The sequence below is a fragment of the Methylobacterium sp. 1A genome, assembly GCF_058072805.1.
This window is the reverse complement of sequence record NZ_JBYQVE010000002.1, coordinates 1,378,013-1,398,343: the sequence shown is the minus strand read 5'-3', so window position 1 is coordinate 1,398,343 and position 20,331 is coordinate 1,378,013. Positions and strand designations below refer to the sequence as shown.

The 20,331-nt window shown below is 69.5% G+C and carries 17 protein-coding genes; 12 read left to right on the top strand and 5 right to left on the bottom strand.

The window, feature by feature from the left end; genetic code table 11:
* Positions 1-308: 308 nt before the first annotated feature.
* The 4 genes from mnmG (at position 309) to ACX9MN_RS26735 (ending at position 4,651) form a co-directional block, all read left to right on the top strand.
* Positions 309-2,210, top strand: coding sequence for a tRNA uridine-5-carboxymethylaminomethyl(34) synthesis enzyme MnmG (gene mnmG / locus ACX9MN_RS26750; RefSeq protein WP_489725915.1), 1,902 nt, complete (start codon positions 309-311; stop codon positions 2,208-2,210).
* The gene (gene rsmG / locus ACX9MN_RS26745; protein WP_091682698.1) at positions 2,207-2,842 is read left to right on the top strand and encodes a 16S rRNA (guanine(527)-N(7))-methyltransferase RsmG; all 636 of its coding nucleotides are present in this window, start codon (positions 2,207-2,209) and stop codon (positions 2,840-2,842) included. Before mnmG ends, rsmG begins: the two co-directional genes overlap by 4 nt.
* Positions 2,839-3,696, top strand: a complete 858-nt coding sequence (locus ACX9MN_RS26740; RefSeq protein ID WP_020094293.1) for a ParA family protein — start codon at positions 2,839-2,841, stop codon at positions 3,694-3,696. Before rsmG ends, ACX9MN_RS26740 begins: the two co-directional genes overlap by 4 nt.
* Positions 3,697-3,757: 61 nt before the next feature.
* Entirely contained in the window at positions 3,758-4,651 is an 894-nt protein-coding gene (locus ACX9MN_RS26735) for a ParB/RepB/Spo0J family partition protein (protein WP_026605106.1), read from the top strand.
* A gap of 556 nt (positions 4,652-5,207) precedes the next feature.
* On the opposite strand, the gene holA is transcribed toward ACX9MN_RS26735, so the two are convergent.
* The 3 genes from holA to ACX9MN_RS26720 form a co-directional block, all read right to left on the bottom strand.
* Positions 5,208-6,245, bottom strand: a complete 1,038-nt coding sequence (gene holA, locus ACX9MN_RS26730) for a DNA polymerase III subunit delta (protein ID WP_489725914.1) — start codon at positions 6,243-6,245, stop codon at positions 5,208-5,210.
* A gap of 6 nt (positions 6,246-6,251) precedes the next feature.
* Positions 6,252-6,797, bottom strand: coding sequence for an LPS assembly lipoprotein LptE (gene lptE, locus ACX9MN_RS26725; protein WP_489725913.1), 546 nt, complete (start codon positions 6,795-6,797; stop codon positions 6,252-6,254).
* Between the two features lie 169 nt (positions 6,798-6,966).
* Positions 6,967-7,926, bottom strand: coding sequence for an AEC family transporter (locus tag ACX9MN_RS26720; protein ID WP_056533525.1), 960 nt, complete (start codon positions 7,924-7,926; stop codon positions 6,967-6,969).
* A gap of 1,168 nt (positions 7,927-9,094) precedes the next feature.
* Between ACX9MN_RS26720 and ACX9MN_RS26715 the strand changes: the two genes are divergently transcribed.
* The 6 genes from ACX9MN_RS26715 to ACX9MN_RS26690 all read left to right on the top strand — a co-directional run bounded on the left by ACX9MN_RS26715 (position 9,095) and on the right by ACX9MN_RS26690 (position 16,782).
* Entirely contained in the window at positions 9,095-9,694 is a 600-nt protein-coding gene (locus ACX9MN_RS26715; protein WP_489725912.1) for a TetR/AcrR family transcriptional regulator, read from the top strand.
* 92 nt (positions 9,695-9,786) lie between these two features.
* A complete protein-coding gene (locus ACX9MN_RS26710) occupies positions 9,787-10,575 on the top strand; it encodes a DUF4344 domain-containing metallopeptidase (RefSeq protein WP_489725911.1) in 789 nt (262 codons plus the stop codon).
* A gap of 43 nt (positions 10,576-10,618) precedes the next feature.
* Complete coding sequence (locus tag ACX9MN_RS26705) at positions 10,619-10,855, top strand: hypothetical protein (RefSeq protein WP_489725910.1); 237 nt, start codon at positions 10,619-10,621, stop codon at positions 10,853-10,855.
* Between the two features lie 173 nt (positions 10,856-11,028).
* Positions 11,029-14,205: a bifunctional cytochrome P450/NADPH--P450 reductase gene (locus ACX9MN_RS26700; RefSeq protein WP_489725909.1), complete on the top strand. Its 3,177-nt coding sequence runs from the start codon at positions 11,029-11,031 to the stop codon at positions 14,203-14,205.
* A gap of 8 nt (positions 14,206-14,213) precedes the next feature.
* Positions 14,214-15,143: an alpha/beta hydrolase fold domain-containing protein gene (locus ACX9MN_RS26695; RefSeq protein WP_489725908.1), complete on the top strand. Its 930-nt coding sequence runs from the start codon at positions 14,214-14,216 to the stop codon at positions 15,141-15,143.
* Positions 15,130-16,782: an FAD-binding dehydrogenase gene (locus ACX9MN_RS26690; RefSeq protein ID WP_489725907.1), complete on the top strand. Its 1,653-nt coding sequence runs from the start codon at positions 15,130-15,132 to the stop codon at positions 16,780-16,782. Before ACX9MN_RS26695 ends, ACX9MN_RS26690 begins: the two co-directional genes overlap by 14 nt.
* A 484-nt stretch (positions 16,783-17,266) precedes the next feature.
* Here the strand turns inward: ACX9MN_RS26690 and ACX9MN_RS26685 are convergent, their stop codons facing one another.
* On the bottom strand, positions 17,267-17,866 hold the full coding sequence (locus ACX9MN_RS26685) for a hypothetical protein (protein WP_489725906.1): 600 nt from the start codon (positions 17,864-17,866) through the stop codon (positions 17,267-17,269).
* Between the two features lie 174 nt (positions 17,867-18,040).
* Complete coding sequence (locus tag ACX9MN_RS26680) at positions 18,041-19,132, bottom strand: GSU2403 family nucleotidyltransferase fold protein (protein WP_489725905.1); 1,092 nt, start codon at positions 19,130-19,132, stop codon at positions 18,041-18,043.
* A gap of 220 nt (positions 19,133-19,352) precedes the next feature.
* On the opposite strand from ACX9MN_RS26680, the gene ACX9MN_RS26675 reads away from it, so the two are divergent.
* On the top strand, positions 19,353-19,931 hold the full coding sequence (locus ACX9MN_RS26675) for a DUF6036 family nucleotidyltransferase (RefSeq protein ID WP_489725904.1): 579 nt from the start codon (positions 19,353-19,355) through the stop codon (positions 19,929-19,931).
* Complete coding sequence (locus ACX9MN_RS26670) at positions 19,904-20,302, top strand: hypothetical protein (RefSeq protein WP_489725903.1); 399 nt, start codon at positions 19,904-19,906, stop codon at positions 20,300-20,302. Before ACX9MN_RS26675 ends, ACX9MN_RS26670 begins: the two co-directional genes overlap by 28 nt.
* Positions 20,303-20,331: the final 29 nt, after the last annotated feature.

Sequence of the window (20,331 nt, the reverse complement as noted above, 5' to 3'; positions counted from 1 at the left end):
CGCAAGATTTACACGGCCCGGAGAGACTGGCAAGACGCGACGCCCAAGTCCTCGCGGGATCCGCGACAGCAACGCGCGCGGGAACGACAGATCTTCGCGCGACGGGCGTTCTGAATACCGCATTCAGAGGATCCGCCGGCGCCGGCGGAGGGGGCGTCGTTGCGGCGGGCGGGACGCGTTGACCCGCGCGCCTTCGCGCGCTTAGACCTCCCGGCAGATCCGCCGGTCCCGCGCCCACCCGCCGTGCACGGCCCGGGGCGCTCCTCGCACCCGCGGCGGGATGTCCGCGAAAGGCTGCTCGGTACCCGATGCTCACCCCCTCCTCCGCCCGGTTCGACGTCGCGGTCGTCGGCGGCGGCCATGCCGGCGTCGAGGCCGCCGCCGCCGCGGCGCGCTGCGGCGCGCGCACCGCGCTGGTCACCCACGATCCGGCGACGATCGGGGCGATGTCCTGCAACCCGGCGATCGGCGGCCTCGGCAAAGGCCACCTCGTCCGCGAGGTCGATGCCCTGGACGGGCTGATGGGCCGGGTCGCCGACGCGGCCGGCATCCAGTTCCGCCTGCTCAACCGCCGCAAGGGACCGGCGGTGCGCGGCCCCCGGACCCAGGCCGACCGCAAGCTCTACGCGGCCGCCATGCAGTCGGCCGTGGCCGGGACCGAGGGGCTGACGGTCATCGCCGGCGCCTGCGAGGACCTGGCCTTCGACGCCGAGGGCCGCCTCCGCGGCCTCGTCCTGGCCGACGGCCGGACCCTCGCATGCGGCGCGGTGGTGCTGACCACCGGCACGTTCCTGCGCGGCTTGATCCATATCGGCGAGCGGCAGATCCCGGCGGGCCGCGTCGGCGAGGCGCCGGCGGTCGGGCTGGCGCGGACCCTCGACCGGCTCGGCCTGCGCCTCGGGCGCCTGAAGACCGGCACGCCCCCGCGCCTCGACGGGCGGACCATCGACTGGTCCGGCCTGGAGATGCAGGAGGCCGACGCCGAGCCGGTGCCGTTCTCGACGCTGACCGAGCGGATCACGACGCCGCAGATCCGCTGCGGCATCACGCGGACGAGCCGGGCCGTCCACGACCTGATCCGCGCCAACCTGCACCGCTCGCCGATGTATTCCGGCGGCATCGCCAGCCGGGGCCCACGCTACTGCCCGTCGATCGAGGATAAGGTCGTGCGCTTCGGCGACCGGGAGGGGCACCAGATCTTCCTGGAGCCCGAAGGTCTCGACGACCCGACGATCTACCCGAACGGCATCTCCACGGCGCTGCCCGAAGAGGTGCAGCACGACCTCGTCCGCCTGATCCCCGGGCTGGAGCGGGCCGCGATCCTGAGGCCGGGCTACGCCATCGAGTACGATTACGTGGACCCCCGGGAACTCGACGTCGGCCTCCAGGTGAAGAGCCTGCCGGGCCTGTTCCTGGCCGGCCAGATCAACGGTACGACGGGCTACGAGGAGGCCGCCGGCCAGGGGCTGGTGGCCGGCCTCAACGCCGCCCGGCACGCGGGCGGCCTCGGCATCGCGGGCTTCGACCGGGCCGAGTCGTATCTCGGCGTGATGATCGACGACCTCGTGACCCAGGGAGTCAGCGAGCCCTACCGGATGTTCACCTCGCGCTCGGAGTACCGGCTGTCCCTGCGGGTCGACAACGCCGACGCCCGGCTGACGCCGCGCGGGATCGCGCTGGGCTGCGTCGGAGGACACAGGGCGGCCCATTTCGCGGCCGGGCAGGCGGCGCTCGACGCGGCGCGCGCCCGCCTCGACGCGGTGAGCCTGACGCCGAGCCAGGCCGCGGCCCACGGGATCGTCCTGAACCGCGACGGCATCCGCCGCACCGGCTTCCAGCTCCTCGCCTACCCAGAGATCGGCTGGTCCGACCTGGCGGCGGTGTGGCCGGACCTCGCCGAGGTCGCCCCGCGGATCGCCGACCGGATGAAGACCGACGCGACCTACGCGGTCTATCTCGACCGGCAGGACGCCGACATCGCGGCCTTCCGCCGGGACGAGGCCGTGCGCCTGCCGGCGGGGCTGGACTACGCGGCGATCAGCGGCCTCTCGAACGAGATGCGGGTGAAGCTCGAGACGGTGCGCCCCGGGACCCTCGGACAGGCGGCGCGGATCGAGGGCGTGACGCCGGCCGCCCTCACCCTGCTGGCCGCCCACGCGCGGCGCGGGGCCCGCGCTGCGTCGGCCCCCGCGGACCGGCTCCCGGCATGAGCGATCCGGATCGCGCTCGTATCCTGGCGGCGGCCGGTGTTTCACGTGAAACAGCGGAGCGGCTCGATCTCTACGTGGCGCAGCTGCGGCGCTGGCAACCGATCAAGAACCTCGTCGGTCCCGCGACGCTGGCCGAGGTCTGGAGCCGCCACATCGACGACGCGCTGCAGCTCCTCGACCTCGCGCCGGAGGCCCGCACGTGGCTCGATCTCGGTTCCGGCGCCGGGATACCGGGCCTGATCCTGGCCATCGCCGGACGGGAGCGCGGCGTCCGGGTCGATCTCGTCGAGAGCAACGCGCGCAAGTGCGCGTTCCTCACCGAGACCGCCCGGCTCACCGGGGCGCCGGCCCGGGTGCGCAACGCCCGGATCGAGGCGGTGATCGGCGAGTACGTCGGGACCGACGTCGTCTGCGCCCGCGCCCTCGCCCCGATGGCGCAGCTCCTCGCCTGGACGGAGCCTCTGTTGAAAACGGGCACCACCGGCCTGTTTCCGAAGGGGCGGGACGTACAAGCCGAATTGACCCAGGCCGGCGCGCAGTGGAGAGTCGTTAACGACCTCGTGCCGAGCCGGACCGATTCCGAAGCCCGGATCGTGCGCGTCACTGCCCTCGCCGCCCCGAGCCACCGATGAGCGAAGCGATCCTCGGCGACCCCGCCGACAGGTCCATGGATTCATCCATGCGACGCCCTCTGCGCGTTCTGGCGCTCGCCAACCAGAAGGGCGGCGTCGGCAAGACCACGACGGCGATCAACCTCGGCACCGCCCTGGCGGCGATCGGCGAGGACGTGCTGGTCGTCGATCTCGACCCGCAGGGCAACGCCTCCACGGGTCTCGGGATCGACCGCGCCAAGCGCCGGGTCTCGACCTACGAGGTCATGGCCGGCGAGGCCTCGCTGGCGCAGGCCGTGGTCCCCACCGCCGTGCCGCGGCTGTCGCTGGCGCCCTCGACCATGGACCTCCTCGGCCTGGAACTTGAGCTGGCCACCCTCCCCGATCGGGCGCACCGGCTGCGCGGCGTGCTGAAGAGCCTGACCCAGGCGCCGAGCCTCAGCCGGATCAGCTACGTGCTGATCGACTGCCCGCCCTCGCTCAACCTGCTGACCATCAACGCGCTGGCGGCCGCCGACGCGGTGCTGGTGCCGCTGCAGTGCGAGTTCTTCGCCCTGGAGGGCCTCAGCCAGCTGCTGCGCACCGTCGAGCAGGTCCGCGGCGCCCTGAACCCGAAGCTGACGATCCAGGGCATCGTGCTGACGATGTTCGACCCGCGCAACAACCTCTCCGCCCAGGTCGTGGCGGACGTGCGCGGCTTCATGGGCGACAAGGTCTACGAGACCGTGATCCCCCGCAACGTCCGGATCTCCGAGGCGCCCTCGCACGGGAAGCCGGCGCTGCTGTACGACCTGAAATGCGCCGGCAGTCAGGCCTACCTGCGCCTCGCCTCGGAGGTGATCCAGCGCGAGGGCCGGGTTCCGGCCGCGGCCTGACGGGTTTGAGTCCCCCTCCCGGTTCGAGGGGCGAGTGTGGAGCGTGACACGGGTGGCGATCATGGCGGAGGAGGGGGCGAAGCCTCGACTGGGGCGCGGGCTCGCGGCGCTGATCGGTGACTTCAACGAGGCCGGCAAGGCTTCGGCCAAGGCCGAGGAGCAGCGCCGGGTCCCGATCGAGTTCCTGCGCGCCAACCCGCGCAACCCGCGCCGGAGCTTCGCCGAGACGGAGCTGTCCGAGCTGGCGGCCTCGATCGGCCAGCGGGGCATCATCCAGCCGATCGTGGTCCGCCCGATCGGCGACGTGCCCGGGACCTTCGAGATCGTGGCCGGCGAGCGGCGCTGGCGGGCCGCCCAGCGCGCCGGCCTCGACGAGGTGCCGGTGGTGGTGGTCGAGATCGATGACCGCGGCTCCCTGGAATTCGCCATCCTGGAGAACGTCCAGCGCACCGACCTCAACGCGATCGAGGAGGCGTCCGGCTACGAGCGCCTGATGAAGGATTTCTCGTACACCCAGAAGGAGCTGGCCGAGATCCTCGGCAAGAGCCGCAGCCACCTCGCCAACACGCTCCGGCTGCTCAACCTGCCGCTGTCCGTGCAGGAGCGGGTCACCGCGGGCGAGCTGACCGCCGGCCACGCGCGCGCGCTGCTGGCCGTGCGCGATCCGGAGGCGACGGCGCGGCGCGTCGTGGCCGAGAGCCTGTCGGTCCGGGACGTGGAGGCGATCGCCTCCGCGGAGGCCGCCCCGGCCGAGACGCCCCGCCCCGGGCGCCCGCGCCTCTCGGCCGAGCGCCCCGCGACGGTGCGCGACCTGGAACTGCGGATCCACCGGGCCCTCGGCGTCCCAGTCTCCTACAAGCCCAAGGACGCCGATTCGGGCGAGATCCGCATCCGCTACGAGACCCAGGACGAGCTGCAGGCCCTCCTCAACCGGTTCAAGGTCTCGGACGCCTGAAGGCCGCCTCCGGACGAAGGCGCCGCCTCGGCGGGTCCGTCGCAGGCCCGGCACGAGTGCGGCGAGCCGGGAGGCCGGCTGGTCCGGACGGTCCTGGCGGCGCGCCGCCGGGACCCCGCCCCGCAGCGCCTCGGCCGGGGTCGACTTGGCCGGGATCGACTCCGAGCATCAGCGTGGCGCGAGACCGGTCGCGCACCTCCTGCGCGGCACAGGAAGCCCGCCGGTCGGGATCCGCGGCCGCTAGGGGGGGCGCCGGCGTCGATCACGAGGCGTTCGCCGCCGCGACCGCGATAGGCCGGCACCTACGTGCAGAGGAACCCTCTCGGCGCGTCGGGGAAGTCGATCCGCCCGGGGAGCATGTGCGCCCGTCCAGGAACACCTCGACGGAGACACGCGCGGCGCGAACCGCCTGCCAGCCGTGACAGATCGCCTCGAACCGGACCCAGCCCTCCGGGCCGGTCGTCCGGCTGCCGCGCAGGACGGTCCGGCCGGTCGTGGCAACGTTTCCCGCCTCCTCTGCGGGTACGGTGCGACCGCCCTCCCCCGACGAGGCGCCCTAGCGCCGCCGCCGCGCACCCGCCTCCGCGACCCGCAGGAGGGCCGCCGAGGCCAGCGCGTGGGCTAGGTCGGGCTGCGCCCGCCGGCAGGCCAGGATCGCCTCCTGCAGGGCCGCCACGGCCTGACGGAGCGTTCCGGCCGGCCACGCGCCGAGCTGGCCCTCGATGCTGGCCCTGCGCTTGAAATGCAGGCCCCGCCACGTCGCGACCATCATGGCGGGCGTCTTGTCGGGATTGTCGAGGCGGGTGGTGAGCAGCGTCAGGGCATGCCGCAGCGCCGAGCCCAGCACGACGCCCGGGTCGAGGCCCTCGTGCCGGAAGCGGCGATAGTCGCGCTCCACCGCGTCGCGGCGGCCGTCGAAGGCGGCGTCGATCAGGGTGTTGAGCACGCTCGCCGCGACGTCGCTGGTGACGGCCTCCACGTGCTCGAGGGTCACGGTCCTGTCCCCCTCCCCCGCGGCGTAGAGGGCGAGCTTCTCGATCTCCATCAGGCTCGCCCGGCGGTCGCCGCCGAGGCTGCGGGCCAGGACCTCCCGGGCGGCGCGGTCGATGCGCAGGCCGCGCTCCTGGAGGGTGCGCTCGATCAGGTCCGAGAGGGTCCGCTCGTCGTCGGCGTAGCAGGGGATCGCGAGCGCCTTCGGCGAGCGCTCGCAGAGGGTGCGGAGCGGGTTGTTCTTGGCGAGGTCACCGGCCTCCACCACGATGCGGGCGTCGGCGACGGTCGCGCCGAGCACCGCCTCGACGGCGGGCGCGTAGTTGCGGGCGCCGGGCCGGACCCAGATCGACCGGCGGCCGCCGAACAGGCCCATCGTCCCGGCCTCGTCGCACAGCCGGCCCGGATCGGCCGCCAGGGCGTCGCCGTCGATCCGCACCAGCGCGAACGGGTCGGCCGGGTCGTCGACGAAATCCTCGGCGAGCTTCCGGGCCCGCTCGGTCACCAGACCGGTATCCGGCCCGAAGACCAGGATGACGGGGATGCGCGGATCGGGCCCGCGCCGGATCAGCCCCTCGATCTCGCCGGCCTTCACCGCCGTCACGTCGGGTTACGGCTTCGTCGAGAGGACGGCGGCGAGGCGGCTCTTGATCTGGTCGGACAGCACGCTGGCCAGCCGGATCTCGGCGTCCCGCGCCGCCCGCTGGCTGGCGAAACGCTGCACCGAGCGGTCGTAGGTCGCCGTCGAGGTGGCGACGCCCTCGGTGTAGACCTTGGTGCCGCTCATGTCCTCGAGGCTGTACTTGATGTTGGCCACCAGGGTGCCGGCCTCGGCGCGGCCGGTGGTGGAGGAGACGATCGGGGTCTGCACGATCTCGGAACCCGAGAGCTTCAGCCGGTAGCGCTTGGTCGCCGGGTGGCCGGACCCGTCGAGGTCGAAGACCAGCTCGCTGCGCAGGTAGTGGCCGAGGCGCTCCTGGCCCTGGGCCATCGCGACGTCGTCGACCTGGACCGAGGCGAGAAGGGCCTGGACGGATTCCCCCGAGGCGGTCGGCCCGTAGAGCGGCCGGAAGCAGGCCGAGAGACTCAGCGCCATGCCGGTCGCACAGGCGAGGCGGGCGATCCGCCCCGCGATGGAAACTCCCGAACCCACCATCCGCCGTCGTTCCGCCCCTGCCTGTCGGATCGTTCTAGCGCGGACACGGCGTTCCGCGCCACGACGCTACGGGGCAAACGTTACGATTCCTCTGCGGCAAGAGCGTGGTCGCCCGGTTTCCGAATGTGAGGCCGCGGCCGTCCGCAGAGCCCGGGATCGACCGGGCCGCCTAGGCGATCGCCGCGAGGTAGGCCGAGACCGTCACGACGGCCAGCACGGTCGAGACCAGCACCACGGTGGCGGTCAGGTCGGCCTCGCGCCGGTAGAACTCCGCCAGCATGAACGGCCCGGTGCCGGTGGGGAGGGCGGCCATGAGCACCGCGGTGTGCAGCAGGAGCGGGGGCAGGTCGAACAGGTAGCGGCCGAGGCCGTAGGCCAGGAGCGGGTGGAGCACCAGCTTCAGGCCGACGAGCAGCGCGGCGGTGCGCCCCTGCCCGCCCCCGGTCTGTCGGGGCTGGGCCAGGAACAGGCCGAGCGCCACCAGGGCGCAGGGCGCCGCCGCGCCGCCGAGGAGCTTCAGGAACGTGGCCACCGCGTCCGGCACGGCGAGGCCGGCGCTCGGCACCAGCGCGCCCAGCGCCGGTGCCACCAGCAGCGGGTTGCGCACCAGCGAGCGTCCGACCGTCCACCACACGGGCCGGCGCGCCCCGCCGCCCCTCCCCGACGCGGCCGCCTCGCGCCGCAGACCGGTCTCGATGAGCACGATCGCCACCGCGAAGACCCCGCAGACCGTGAGGATCGCCGCCACCGTGGTGGGCGCGAGCGCCTCCGGCCCGAAGGCGACGAGCGCCAGCGGGAAGCCCATGAAGCCGGTATTGGCGTAGCCGGCGTTGAGCCCGTCGACCGCGGCGTCGGCCAGCGGCCGCCCCGCCCCGCCGCGGATCAGCACGGCGAGGGCGAAGATCGCGAGGCTGCTGAGTCCGAAGGCGCCGATGAAGCCGGGCTTCCAGATGGTGCTCCAGTGGGCGTGCGCGGTCACGTCGAACAGCAGCGCCGGCAGGGCCAGGAAGACCACGAACCGGTTGAGTTCGGTGGTGGCGGCGGCCCCGAGCACGCCGACGCGCCGGGCCAGCCAGCCGGCGAAGATCAGCGCGAAGATCGGCAGCACGACCAGCAGGGTCGAGAGCATGGCGGGTCCGGGTCGGAGGACGATGCTCCGGCCTTAGGACGGTTTCCGATCCCGGCTCCAGTGCCGGGGGCGGGGACCTGCCATGCCGCGGCCCCCGCTCCCGGACATTACCACCGATAACCGCAATTGACTGGTGAACTCGACGTGCTAGCCATTGTGGCTGAAGGGCTTTCAGGCTTGATCATGGGATCGAAGGTGAGTCGAAGATCGAACTAAGTCCATGGCCTTTCCGAGCGGACGCCCTTGCCCGACTCTCAAAGCGGCCTTTTCCACAGCTTCCTGGGATTTCGGCAGGCCGTAGCGGATTTGGTCGCATCAGGCGCCAGCTTCAGCAGCCAATGCATGAAGCGGAGGCTCTATCAGACAGCTGGCACATTGTGCGAGCCGCCAGATCGTCCTGACCTGACCTACTGCTTGGGGTGGTTTGCGGTCGGTCTGCTGTGAGGCAGAAATTTAGAAAAGCAGACCTTGGTGCGGTTTGGGAGATACCTCCCGCGGGAGGCAGCGATAGAGAATGGCCTCCGGCGCGCCATCCGGCCCGTGTTCCCATAAACCGCACGCTCTCGATTTCGTGAGATGGCACCCCTTGAACCTGCTCGGCGGCAATTTATGTACGATCGAACATAAAATCTGCCTTCTCGTTGGCTCCGGTGGGGATGCAGGGTCCTACCGACACCCTCGCAGAGCCATGCGCACCCTCGAACACAAGGAAACAGCCGATGAACGCTACGACACGCTTTCGCCTTGGCATGGCCGCCCTAGTCGGGCTGGTCATCATCGGCGACGTGCCTTCCGTCCGAGCCGAGGAGGTTCAGGACACCGGCTCCGAGACGATCCAGGACCGCCGAGCCTGCACGCCCGACGTCATGCATCTCTGCCGAGCCTTCATCCCAATAGAACGGCCATCACCAATTGCCTGGTCGAGAACATCGACCACCTCAGCCCAGCCTGCCGGACCGTGATCGCGAGCCGCCGATGAACTGCGAAAGCCACCTGTGTCCGAGGGCCGGTCGGCATGACGTCGCAAAAGGATCTTCCCACATCCCGCTGCGACGTTCCTGGTCAGGCCTATATGTACGACAAGTCATATAAGGTGCCCGGTATGACAACTCAGACGCCCGCGTCCCCCGCTGCCGGAAACCGTCCTCGCGGACGTCGGACCAAGGATATGCCGGACGGGCGCCAGGCGCTGCTGCGCGCGGCAACGCTCGCCTTCTCCAAGAACGGGTTCGACGGCGCCGAGATCCGGGGCATCGCCGCCTCGGCCGGAGTGAGCCCGAACCTCGTCCGGGTGCATCTCGGCAGCAAGGCCGACCTTTGGGAGGCCTGCCTCGGCCTGATCGTGTCGGCGACCAAGCCGACGATGGACGAGGTCGCGAGGCTCGCCAAGGAGGTCGAGAGGCCGCTCTACGACCGCCTGCGCGACATCATCGTCCGGGTCTCGGCCTTCTACGCCGCGCATCCCGAGGTGCGGGACTTCGTGAACCGGCACGGGTCGGATGCGCCGGAGCGCGCGGCGCTGGTCACCGAGCGCATCCTTCGGCCGGCCTACGAGAGCAGCCGCGAGCTCTTCGCCGCCGGCATCGAGGCCGGCATCATCCGGAGCAGTCACCCGGCGCTGTTCTTCGCGCTTCTCATGGGCGCCGTGAGCCAGCCGCCGGTCTTCCCGACCCTGCTGAACCTGCTCGCCCCGGACATCCCCCTCGGCGAGGCGCGCACCCGCATGGCCGAGACGGTGGTCGCGTCGCTGCTCCACCGGCCCGCCTGATCGAACGCCGACATCGACGTGCCGCTGCGGCACGGGGGAGGCCCGAGAGAACCGCCATGATGTTCCGTCTACCTGGAATGCGCGGACCGAAGATGTTGGCCACGGTCGGCCTCTGCGCTTGGACGGCACTGCTGCCCGCCGACCTTCACGCCGAAACCGCGCAAGGTGCTTCGTACGAGACGGCCGCGTCGCCATCGCTCGTCCCGGTCGAAGCCTTCCTTCGGAGGAACAGAACCCTCGAACGCGTGCACGATGCGGCATCCCTGACGAACCTGCCGGTCCCGCTCCGGTATCGGGCCCGTAGCTGCGGCAAGATCGACGCATGGTATGCCCCGGAGGAGCGACGGATAACCCTCTGTTACGAGTTCGTCGCGGCATTGCAGAACGACCTGCGCCGCCACAAGAAGTCCATCGAGAGTATCCAGGGCTTCGTGGAGCTTACGCTGCTCCATGAGACGGCCCACGCATTCTTCGATCTCCTTAAATTGCCCGTCCTCGGGCGAGAGGAGGACGCCGCCGACCAGGTGGCGGCGGTCATCATGCTTCAACTGTCGAAGCCCGATGCCGTCAAGAAATTGCGGCAGGTCGTCGACCTGATGAAATCCTCGGTCAGCACCGGCAAACTGACCATCGAGGATGTAGCGGACGACCACAGCCTGACCTCGCAACGCCTCTACAACATCGTTTGCCTAGCCTACGGCCAAGATCAGCGCGCGTATCGGCGATTGGCCCTGGACATCCATATGCCCCTCTGGCGCCGTCGCACCTGCCGGTTTGAGTATAGGCAGGCTGCATTTGCTACGCGACTGCTCATAAAAACGCACGCAGTCGATCAAGCTAATGTAATTTCTCAGATCAGAAAAATCTATAGAGAGAGATGATCTGACAATTTCCGTCCAATGACCCAAAAAGGAGTGTGAAAATATGAATCGCGTGTTTGTCGTGATGTTCGCTGGGTTCGTATCGGTTTCGGCTTTGCGAGTCTTCTCTTCCACCCCGGCCGAGGCCCGATCCGTGACCGTCTGCGGCTATCGTGGGTGCATCACCCGGTATGCCCCCCGGCCCCATCGGGTCGTGGTCTACCGGCCGCGGCGCGTCTACGTCGCCCCTTATCCGCCCGCCTATGTCGTGCGTCGTCCGGTCGTCGTCGCGCCGTACTGACGAGCGAACGCGCCCGGCATTCGTCCCGTTTCGGCGAGGGCAAGCACGGCACCCCGATCAAGTCGCCGCCCGACCGGTCCACGCAGACTTCCTGAACCGCGACGAACACCTCGCCCCCGAGGGGTAAGCGTCTTGGTCGGGACCGGCATTCCCCAGTATCGTCGGAGTCGAAAATGTCCCACAACGCCGACATTCCACAGCCCCGCCCCGTACCGGTCCTCGGCAACCTGCCGGACATCGACACGAGCGCGCCGGTCCAGAGCATGATGCGCCTCGCGCAGGCGTACGGGCCAATCTACCGGCTGTCCGTCGGTGGCCGGACCGTCACCATCCTGAGCTCGCAGGAACTCGTGGACGAGGTCTGCGACGAGGCTCGCTTCGCCAAGAAGGTGCACAAGCCGCTGGAGATGATCCGCGACTTCGCCGGCGACGGCCTGTTCACGGCCTACAACGAGGAGCCGAACTGGGCCAAGGCCCACCGCCTGCTGATGCCGGCCTTCGGCCCGCTCGGCATCCGCTCGATGTTCGACAGGATGGAGGACGTCGCCGACCAGATGCTGCTGCGCTGGGAGCGGTTCGGGCCGGACGCCACCGTCGACGTCGCCGACAACATGACCCGGCTGACCCTCGACACCATCGCGCTGTGCGCCTTCGACTACCGGTTCAACAGCTTCTACCAGAACGAGATGCATCCCTTCGTCGCCGCCATGGTCGGCGCGCTCGACGAGGCGGGCTCGCGGGCGCGGCGCCCCGGGGTGGCCACGCACCTGCTGCTGCGGACCAGGCGCCGCTACGAGGCCGACATCACGTTGATGAACCGTGTCGCCGACACGCTGATCGCGGAGCGCCGGCGCGATCCGGACGCCGCCTCGCGCCACGACCTCCTCAACCTGATGCTGGAGGGGCGCGACCCGGAGACCGGCGAGGGGCTCTCGGACGAGAACATCCGCCACCAGATGGTGACCTTCCTGATCGCGGGTCACGAGACCACGAGCGGGCTCCTGTCCTTCGCCCTGTACCTGCTGCTGCAGAACCCTCGGGTTCTGGAGAAGGCGCGCGGCATCGTGGACGAGGTGCTCGGCGGCGAGCGTCCGCAGGTCGAGGACCTGTCGAAGCTGCGCTACGTCGAGCAGATCCTGCAGGAGTCCCTGCGGCTGTGGCCGACCGCCCCCGCCTTCGCGCTTGCCCCGAAGGAGCCGACCACCCTGGCGGGCCGCTATCAGGTCACGCCTGAGGACACCCTGTTCGTCCTCACGCCGATGCTGCACCGCGACCCGGCGGTCTGGGACGAGCCCGAGGCGTTCCGGCCCGAGCGCTTCGCCCCGGAGACCGCGCAGACGCTGCCGCCGAACGCCTGGAAGCCCTTCGGCAACGGCATGCGCTCCTGCATCGGGCGCGGCTTCGCCCTCCAGGAAGCGCAGCTCGTGCTGTCTATGATCCTTCAGCGCTTTGACCTGACCATGGCCGATCCGGGCTACAAGCTGGAGGTCGCCGAGACCCTCACCCTGAAGCCGCACGGCTTCCGCATCCATGCCCGCCGCCGGGGCGAGGTCGCCCCGCGGCCGCGCAGCGCGGTGCCCACGGCCCCGCAGCGCAGCCTCGCCGCCAAGGTCGGCGACGGTCCCGCCCCCGAGGCGACCACGCCGCTCCTCGTGATCTACGGCAGCAACACCGGCTCCTGCGAAGCCTTCGCCGGGCGCATCGCCGGCGAGGCTGCCGGCCAGGGCTACGCCGCGACCGCGGCACCGATGGACGACTACGTCGAGCGGCTGCCGACCGAGGGCGCGGTCATCGTGGTGACCGCCTCCTACGAGGGGCATCCGCCCGACAACGCCAAGCGCTTCCTCGCCTGGGTCGAGGGACTCGGCCCGGACGCGCTCAAGGGCGTCCGCTTCGCCGTGTTCGGCTGCGGCAACCGGCAGTGGGCGCGGACCTACCAAGCCATCCCGAAACGCACCGAAGCGGCCCTGGAGAAGGCGGGCGCCGCCCGCTTCCGCGAGCGCGGCGAGACCGACGCCGGCGGCGACTTCTTCGGCGGCTTCGAGGAGTGGTACGCGGGCCTGTGGGGCGATCTCGGACAGGCGCTCGGCAAGGAGGCCGTCGAGCCTGTCGGCACCGGACTGGAGGTCAAGATCGTCCGCTCGGGCCGTGAGACGGCCCTGCGCCTCACAGACCTCGACCAGGGCCGCGTCCTGGAAAACCGCGAGCTCGTCGACATGAGCTCGCCGCTCGGCCGCTCGAAGCGCCACATCGAGATCGCGCTGCCGGAGGGCATGACCTACCGCACCGGCGACTACCTCGCCGTCCTGCCGCGCAACCCGCGCCAGGACGTGGAGCGGGCGCTGCGCCGTTTCGGCCTCGCCGGTGACACGCAGATCGTCATCCACAAGGGCCCGGGTGCAGGCTCGGCCCTGCCGGACAACCATCCGGTCTCGGCCGCGGAGGTGCTGGCGGACTACGTCGAGCTCTGCCAGCCCGCGACCCGCGGACAGGTCGCCCAACTCGCCGCGGCGACGCGCTGCCCGCCCGACCGGAAGGCCCTGGAAGCCCTGGCGGAGCCGGCGGCCTACGAGACCGAGGTGCTGGCAAAGCGGGTCAGCCTGCTCGACCTGCTGGAGCGCTTCCCGGCGTGCGAACTCGGGCTCGGCGCGTACCTCGCGGCGCTGCCGCCGATGCGGGCGCGGCAATACTCGATCTCGTCCTCGCCCTTGCGCGACCCGGCCCGATGCTCGCTGACCGTGTCGGTCCTCGATGCACCGGCGATGGCCGGCGGCCACCGCCATCTCGGCGTGGCCTCGACCTACCTCGCCGGGCTGGAGCCCGGCGCGCGCCTCTCGGTCGCCGTGCGTCCCTCGCAGGCCGCTTTCCACCCGCCGGAGGACCCGTCGGTCCCGGTCATCATGGTCTGCGCCGGCAGCGGCATCGCGCCCTTCCACGGCTTCCTGCAGGAGCGGGCGATCCAGAAGGCGAACGGGCGCGCGGTCGGCCCCGCCCTGCTGTTCTTCGGCATGACCCACCCGCAGGTCGACTTCCTCTACCGGGACGAGCTGACGCGCTGGCAGGACGAGGGGGTGGTTGCCGTCCACCGGGCCTTCTCGAAGGCGCCGGAGGGCGACGTCACCTACGTGCAGCACCGGGTCTGGCAGGAGCGTGGCGCGGTGGCGGAGTTCTTCCTGCAAGGCGCGACGGTCTATGTCTGCGGCGACGGCGAGCGCATGGCCCCGGCGGTGCGGGCGACCTTCGTGCGGATCTACCAGGACGCCAAGGGCGTCGGGGCCGAGGCGGCGGAGGCCTGGGCCGAGCGGGTCGAACGCGAGACGGGCCGCTACGTCGCCGACGTCTTCGCTTGAGCCCGCAGATGGCCAGCCTAAAAGCCAGGGCGTTCGCGCTGCTGCTGCGCCTCTCGGGCCGCCGCCGTCGTTACGCCGACCCGAACCCCGACCCCGCACGCTTCGTCGCGACGCGCGGCCCGGAGGCCAGGCCGCCGGCATCCATGCGCCGACGCCTGCGGGTGTCATGGTCGATCCATGACGGAAGCGAGGTCTGCACGGTCGTACCCAGGGGACAGGCGACCGGGCTGGTGGTGCTCTACCTGCATGGCGGGGCCTTCATCCACCCGATCACGAGGCCGCACTGGGATTTCATCGCCGGGATGGCGGAACGGCTCGGCGCCACCTTCGTGGTCCCGCTCTACCCGCTGGCCCCGGAGCACGACTGCAAGGCGGTGAGCCGTTTCTCGCTCAGGCTGTACCGGCACCTGCTGGACCGATACGGGCCGTCCGGCCCGATCCTGATGGGGGATTCCGCAGGGGGCGGCCTCGCGCTCTCCCTCGCCATGCAGGCGGTCAAGGAGGGCTTGGCGCAGCCCGGTGCCCTGGTGCTGCTCTCGCCCTGGCTCGACCTGACCGTGTCCGACCCGGCCCAGGCCGCCATCGAACCGCACGACGTCATGCTGATGCGGCCGGGGGCCCGGGCGGCCGGTCGCTGGTATGCCGGCGACCTGCCGCTCGATGACTGGTGGGTCAGCCCGCTGCACGGCGAACTCGCCGGGCTGCCACCGGTCCTGATGTTCTGCGGCACGTACGACATCCTTGTCGTCGACGCACGCCGCCTCGCCGCCCGCGCCCGCCGGGAGGGCGCCGACCTCGCCTACGTCGAGGAGCCGGGCCTGATGCACGTCTACGCCCTCATGCAATTGCCCGAGGGGCGCGCCGCCAGGGCGCGCATCGCGTCCTTCGTACGCAAAACCACCGCTTCGAGTTCAGGAGACGATCATGGCCGACGCTGATGTCATCGTGGTCGGCGGCGGCCTCGCCGGCCTCGTCGCGGCGACCGAGCTCGCGGATGCGGGGCGGCGGGTGCTGGTCGTCGACCAGGAGCCGGAGCAGAACCTCGGCGGCCAGGCCTTCTGGTCGTTGGGGGGCCTGTTCCTGGTCGACAGCCCCGAGCAACGGCGCATGCGCATCCGCGACAGCTACGACATCGCCCTTCAGGATTGGATGGGCTCGGCCGGCTTCGACCGCGACGAGGATGCCTGGCCGCGGCGTTGGGCCGAGGCCTACGTTGCCTTCGCGGCGGGCGAGAAGCGGGCGTGGCTCCATGCCATGGGCCACCGCATCTTTCCGGTGGTCGGCTGGGCCGAGCGCGGCGGCTGGTCGGCGACGACCCACGGCAATTCCGTGCCGCGCTTCCACCTGACCTGGGGCACGGGCCCCGGCGTCGTGGCGCCGTTCGAGCGCCGGGCCCGGGAGGCCGAGAAGCGGGGCCGCATCGTGTTCCGGTTCCGGCACCGGGTCGACGGCCTGATCGTCACCAACGGCACCGTCGAGGGCGTGCACGGCGCCGTCCTCGAACCGAGTTCCGCCGAGCGCGGTGCCTCGACCAGCCGTGTCGAGGTCGGTACCTTCGAGTTCCGGGCCCAGGCCGTCATCGTCGCTTCGGGCGGCATCGGCGGCAACCACGACCTCGTCCGCAAGAACTGGCCGGCCCGCCTCGGGCCGGCGCCGAAGCGCATGGTCTCCGGCGTGCCCGAGCACGTCGACGGACGGATGATCGGCATCACGGAGGCCGCGGGCGCGCGCCTGATCAACCGCGACCGGATGTGGCACTACGTCGAGGGTCTGCAGAACTGGAACCCGATCTGGCCCCGGCACGGCATCCGTATCCTGCCGGGCCCGTCCTCGATGTGGTTCGACGCCTTCGGGCGCCGGCTGCCGGCCCCGTTCTACCCGGGCTACGACACGCTCGGCACGCTGGAGCACCTCGCCAAGACGGGCGAGGACTACTCGTGGTTCGTGCTGAACCAGACGGTCATCCGGCACGAGTTCGCGCTCTCCGGTTCCGAGCAGAACCCGGACATCACCGGCAAGAACTGGCTCATGACCCTGGGCCGCGCCTTCGGGAAGAAGGCTCCCGGGCCCATCGAGGCGTTCAAGAAGCACGGCGCGGACTTCGTGGTGCGGAGCAATCTGGAGGATCTCGTCGCGGGCATGAACGCGCTCGTCGGGAACGACCGCCTCTCCCTCGACGGCATCCGCGCCGAGATCGTTGCCCGGGATCGGGAGATGGCGAACCCGTTCTGCAAGGACGCGCAGGTGATGGGCATCCACAACGCCCGCAAGTCGCTCGGCGACAAGCTCGTCCGAACCGCCAAGTCCCATGAGCTCCTCGACCCGGCGCATGGCCCCTTGATCGCGGTGCGCCTGAACATCCTGACCCGGAAGACGCTGGGCGGGTTCGAGACCGACCTCGACGGGCGGGTGTTCGGGCAGGACGGTGCGATCATGCCCGGATTGTACGCGGCGGGCGAGGCATCGGGGTTCGGCGGTGGGGGCGTGCACGGGTACCGGTCGTTGGAAGGCACCTTCCTCGGCGGCTGCCTGTTCAGCGGTCGACAAGCCGGACGCGCCGCCGCGCGCGCGGCGTGATGCGCTGGCGAAGTTACCGGCGGCTCGCCTCGGAACTGAGCGTCCGAGCCTGAAGCAGATCCGCGACGTCCCGCTGGAGACCGGCTGACCGGACGTCCCAGTACGCGCGGGTCGATTGGCCTCCGAGCAGACGCTGGATTTTCGAAGTTTCCTCCGCGACGGAAATCCAGCCAGCAGGCCGCGTGGGCCATGCCCCGATCACCACGCGGCCTGCGCTTTTTGTGGGCTCTGGCTCATACCTGTCGAATGGCCAGATGCCTCGATAGAGCGATCTCAACTAAAAGGCAGGTGCTCCATACGACTGCTTCTGGGCATATGCTGAAGGCCCCGCAACGGCAGAGTTGGGTCGGATGCGGAACGTCCGCTCCGGGGCGAAAGACCAGGGGCCGAATCCTACGGGTGGCAGCATGTATTCCAAGACCACCGCGATCCAATACGGCGCAGCCCGGCGCTGCGAGTTGGCTCGGGGGCCGGGAAAAAGGTGCTACCGCCGCAGACCGGTCGGCAGGCCCAGCTTGCGACGAAGAGTCGGATCCGATTGGTGACGGTCGACTGGATGCCATTCGGCATCGAGCTCCTCCAAAGTCAGCCCTTTGAGGAAGGCGTTCTTCTGCCAGATGCAGAGGCGCTCGGTCAGTCGGGCCACGTCACGTTGCAACCCTTCGATCTCGGCCATGAGGGCGGCCTGCTCGCGCCGCTTCGCTTTCGCGGCGGGCGTGCTCTTCCGGTCTCCGGAAGTCCTCAACTGGTCCCTTCGCCGCTGAAAAGCCTCCAGAATGATCCTCCTGCCATCGACCGTGAACTTGGCGAGCCCCTGCCTCGACCACGTATAGTTCCACCGGAGTTCCGCCTTGGCCACGAGGGCTTCCCAAGAGAGTGGTTCGCCAGCCCACGAGGTGATCTCCGCCAGCAGCCATTCGACCACCTTGGGCTCGAGCGCTCTCCGCTGCGCCTTCCGCGCGCGATCAGCGACCCCGTTCTTTCCCCGTTTCAGCATCAGACGTTCGCTTCCGGCGTACGGCACGAGATAGCCGGACGGAGCCTTTCGGAAGCGTGACCATTCCTTCGACGCATGCGGTTGCATGGACGCCGTTCCTTTCGGACGTGCGGGACCATCGCGGCCCGGAGGGCGTTGCCCGGCCCCGCAGACTTTCGGATGGAAATGCCAGCCGACGGTACAGATCCGACCTTCGGTGGCGCCTCCGCTTCCAGACGATCGTTCGTCGGCGCAGATGCGCCGGCGGAACAACCCGGTGAGCTACATCCGTGGAACGGGTGTGCCCATGTCCGACGTCAGCCCGTATTCCGCCGGGTCGGCGTCGATCTCCTCCAGCCCGTTCTCCAGCGTCCGCTCAAGGGCGTTGCGCAGTTTGGGCTGCATGTACGAGATCCCGGTCTCGAGAGCCTCGCGCCATGCGGGTCCGCGATCCCAAGCCTCGGACCACGCCATCGCGAGATCGCCATGGCGTCGTACGGTCTCGAGCGCCGATGCCAGAGCCGCAGCTTGATGAAGGTCGTTTGAGACCTCCGCGCAGCCGACCGCATCGCGGTAGAGACAGGCGGCTTCCAGGATCCTATGGACGGCAAACCGCTCGGGCGCCGGAATAGCCACAGGTACCCCGCTCCTGTGCAACAGAACCGACCTGACGGGCTCCCGGACAAGGAAGTCGAGGAACATCGCCGGCGGAGCGGGCGCATCGCCGAAGTGGTCCTCCTCGTCATCCAGCATCAAAAGCTCGACCGTGTAGCCCGTATCCGACGCAAACTGCATCGAGACGCGTCCGCCCGGGCCATGGGACACGGCGCGGAACGAGGAATCGACCGCTCGGAGAACATCCTGCACCGGAGGCAAGCTCTCGCCCACAGCAGCCGAGATCGTATGGAGTTTGGCCGTCCCCACATCGGCCGATCGCATGACTGCCGAGGGAAGCCGCACTCCGAGGACGCCGCCCAGGCACTGGAAGGCCACCGTGCCGACCAACACGCCACGGAGCTTGAACAGGCCGGCCTTGGCCAAGGCGGCGACGATGTCGCCGGTCATCGATTCCGGCTGAGGAAACCCCGCTCCGCGTACGAGGGTCGACACGAGTTTCCGACGCGCCCGACGATCGTTCTTGAGGTTGCGGAAGTCCTCGACCCGTCGCGTGATCTCCTCGTCCGCCGCGGGCCCCACGTAGGTCCGCCTGCTGGTCCCATCCACGGTCTGGTCGAAGTACCAGTAGCGCCGGCCTTTCACCTCCACAGGGACGAATCGGCCTGAGAGATCGAGATCGCTTTCGAACGAGGCATCCATGACGCGCTCGCAGAGGTCGGCGAACATGGTCCGGTACACGAGGTCGACCTCGCGCATGACACCCTCGTTATACTGCCTTCGCGAATCGAGTATAACGCATCGTAGCCATTTATGGGAAGGGGGTTATATCGGTTCCGCAGAGACAGTATAACGTACGGACCCGCCGAGGCTTCGGCCTCGCCCGCCGATGTGCAGGCCCATTCACCTCCGCCGGGCGGCTCGCACTGGACCCTTTCATCCTTCTGGGTGATGTAGGTGTGTCTAAGAGAGGGGCTCCATGCCAAGCGTCACGAGACCGGATACCCCATTCATAGATGCAGTCGATGAACTTATCGCAAGTATCGAGCGTAGCATTCCCGCTTCATACACTGGAAGATTGGACGCATTCTTGGTGGGCGGCGTTGCCGTTCACGTCCATACGGGCTGGCGTGTCTCCAAAGACATGGATATTCACTTCCAGAAAAGGGTTATCATTCCACCCGGACTCAAGAAAATCTATGTTGACGAGGGGCAGACGCGATCGGTCGCATATGACTACAACTACGGCAGCTTCATCGCGTTGCTGCATCCGGATTGCTGGGACGATGCGTGGGACGGGTGGAGCGTCGGTCGAATTGACGTGAAAGTCTTGTCTCCGACCGATCTGTGCGTGTCCAAGATCGGCCGCTGGCAAGGCAACGATGCCGAGGATATCTGTTCCCTGGCCGCCAAAGGATTGCTCGACGCCGCCATCGTCGAACAACGTTTCCTCGAGGCCTTGGATTACTACGTTGGCGATACGACTATGTTGCAATACAATCTGCGGGACGCGCTTGAGGAGATTGCCAGATGCTCGCCCGCAGCACCGCGCGCCTGACGACTCCGTCGACTTGGCGCGAAGCCGAGGAAGCCACCTTCGCTCTGCTGGAAGAGCTGCTTGAGGGCCATCTGCCCGATTTGGATCGCCGCCTTCCAGAGGAGGTCCGCCGAATCGGGTATCTGGCCGAGGTCGCTCTGCTGCTGCTGGAGCCCCGCGACGCGAGCGCGCTGAAGGACCTTGTCCATGAGGCACGTTCACGTACCTCGGGCCTAGGCCAAACGACGATCGCCGCGGTGGCATGGCCGCGCAGCCGGCCTCACCCGAGAGGCTTGGATGAGATAGCGGATCTCTGGAACATCTCGCCAGGCATCGATCTCGGGCGCTTCCGTGCGGAGACCGTCGCGACACCGGCGGTCAACCGCAGATAGTTCTCGCATCCGCGCGGAATAGACCCCGA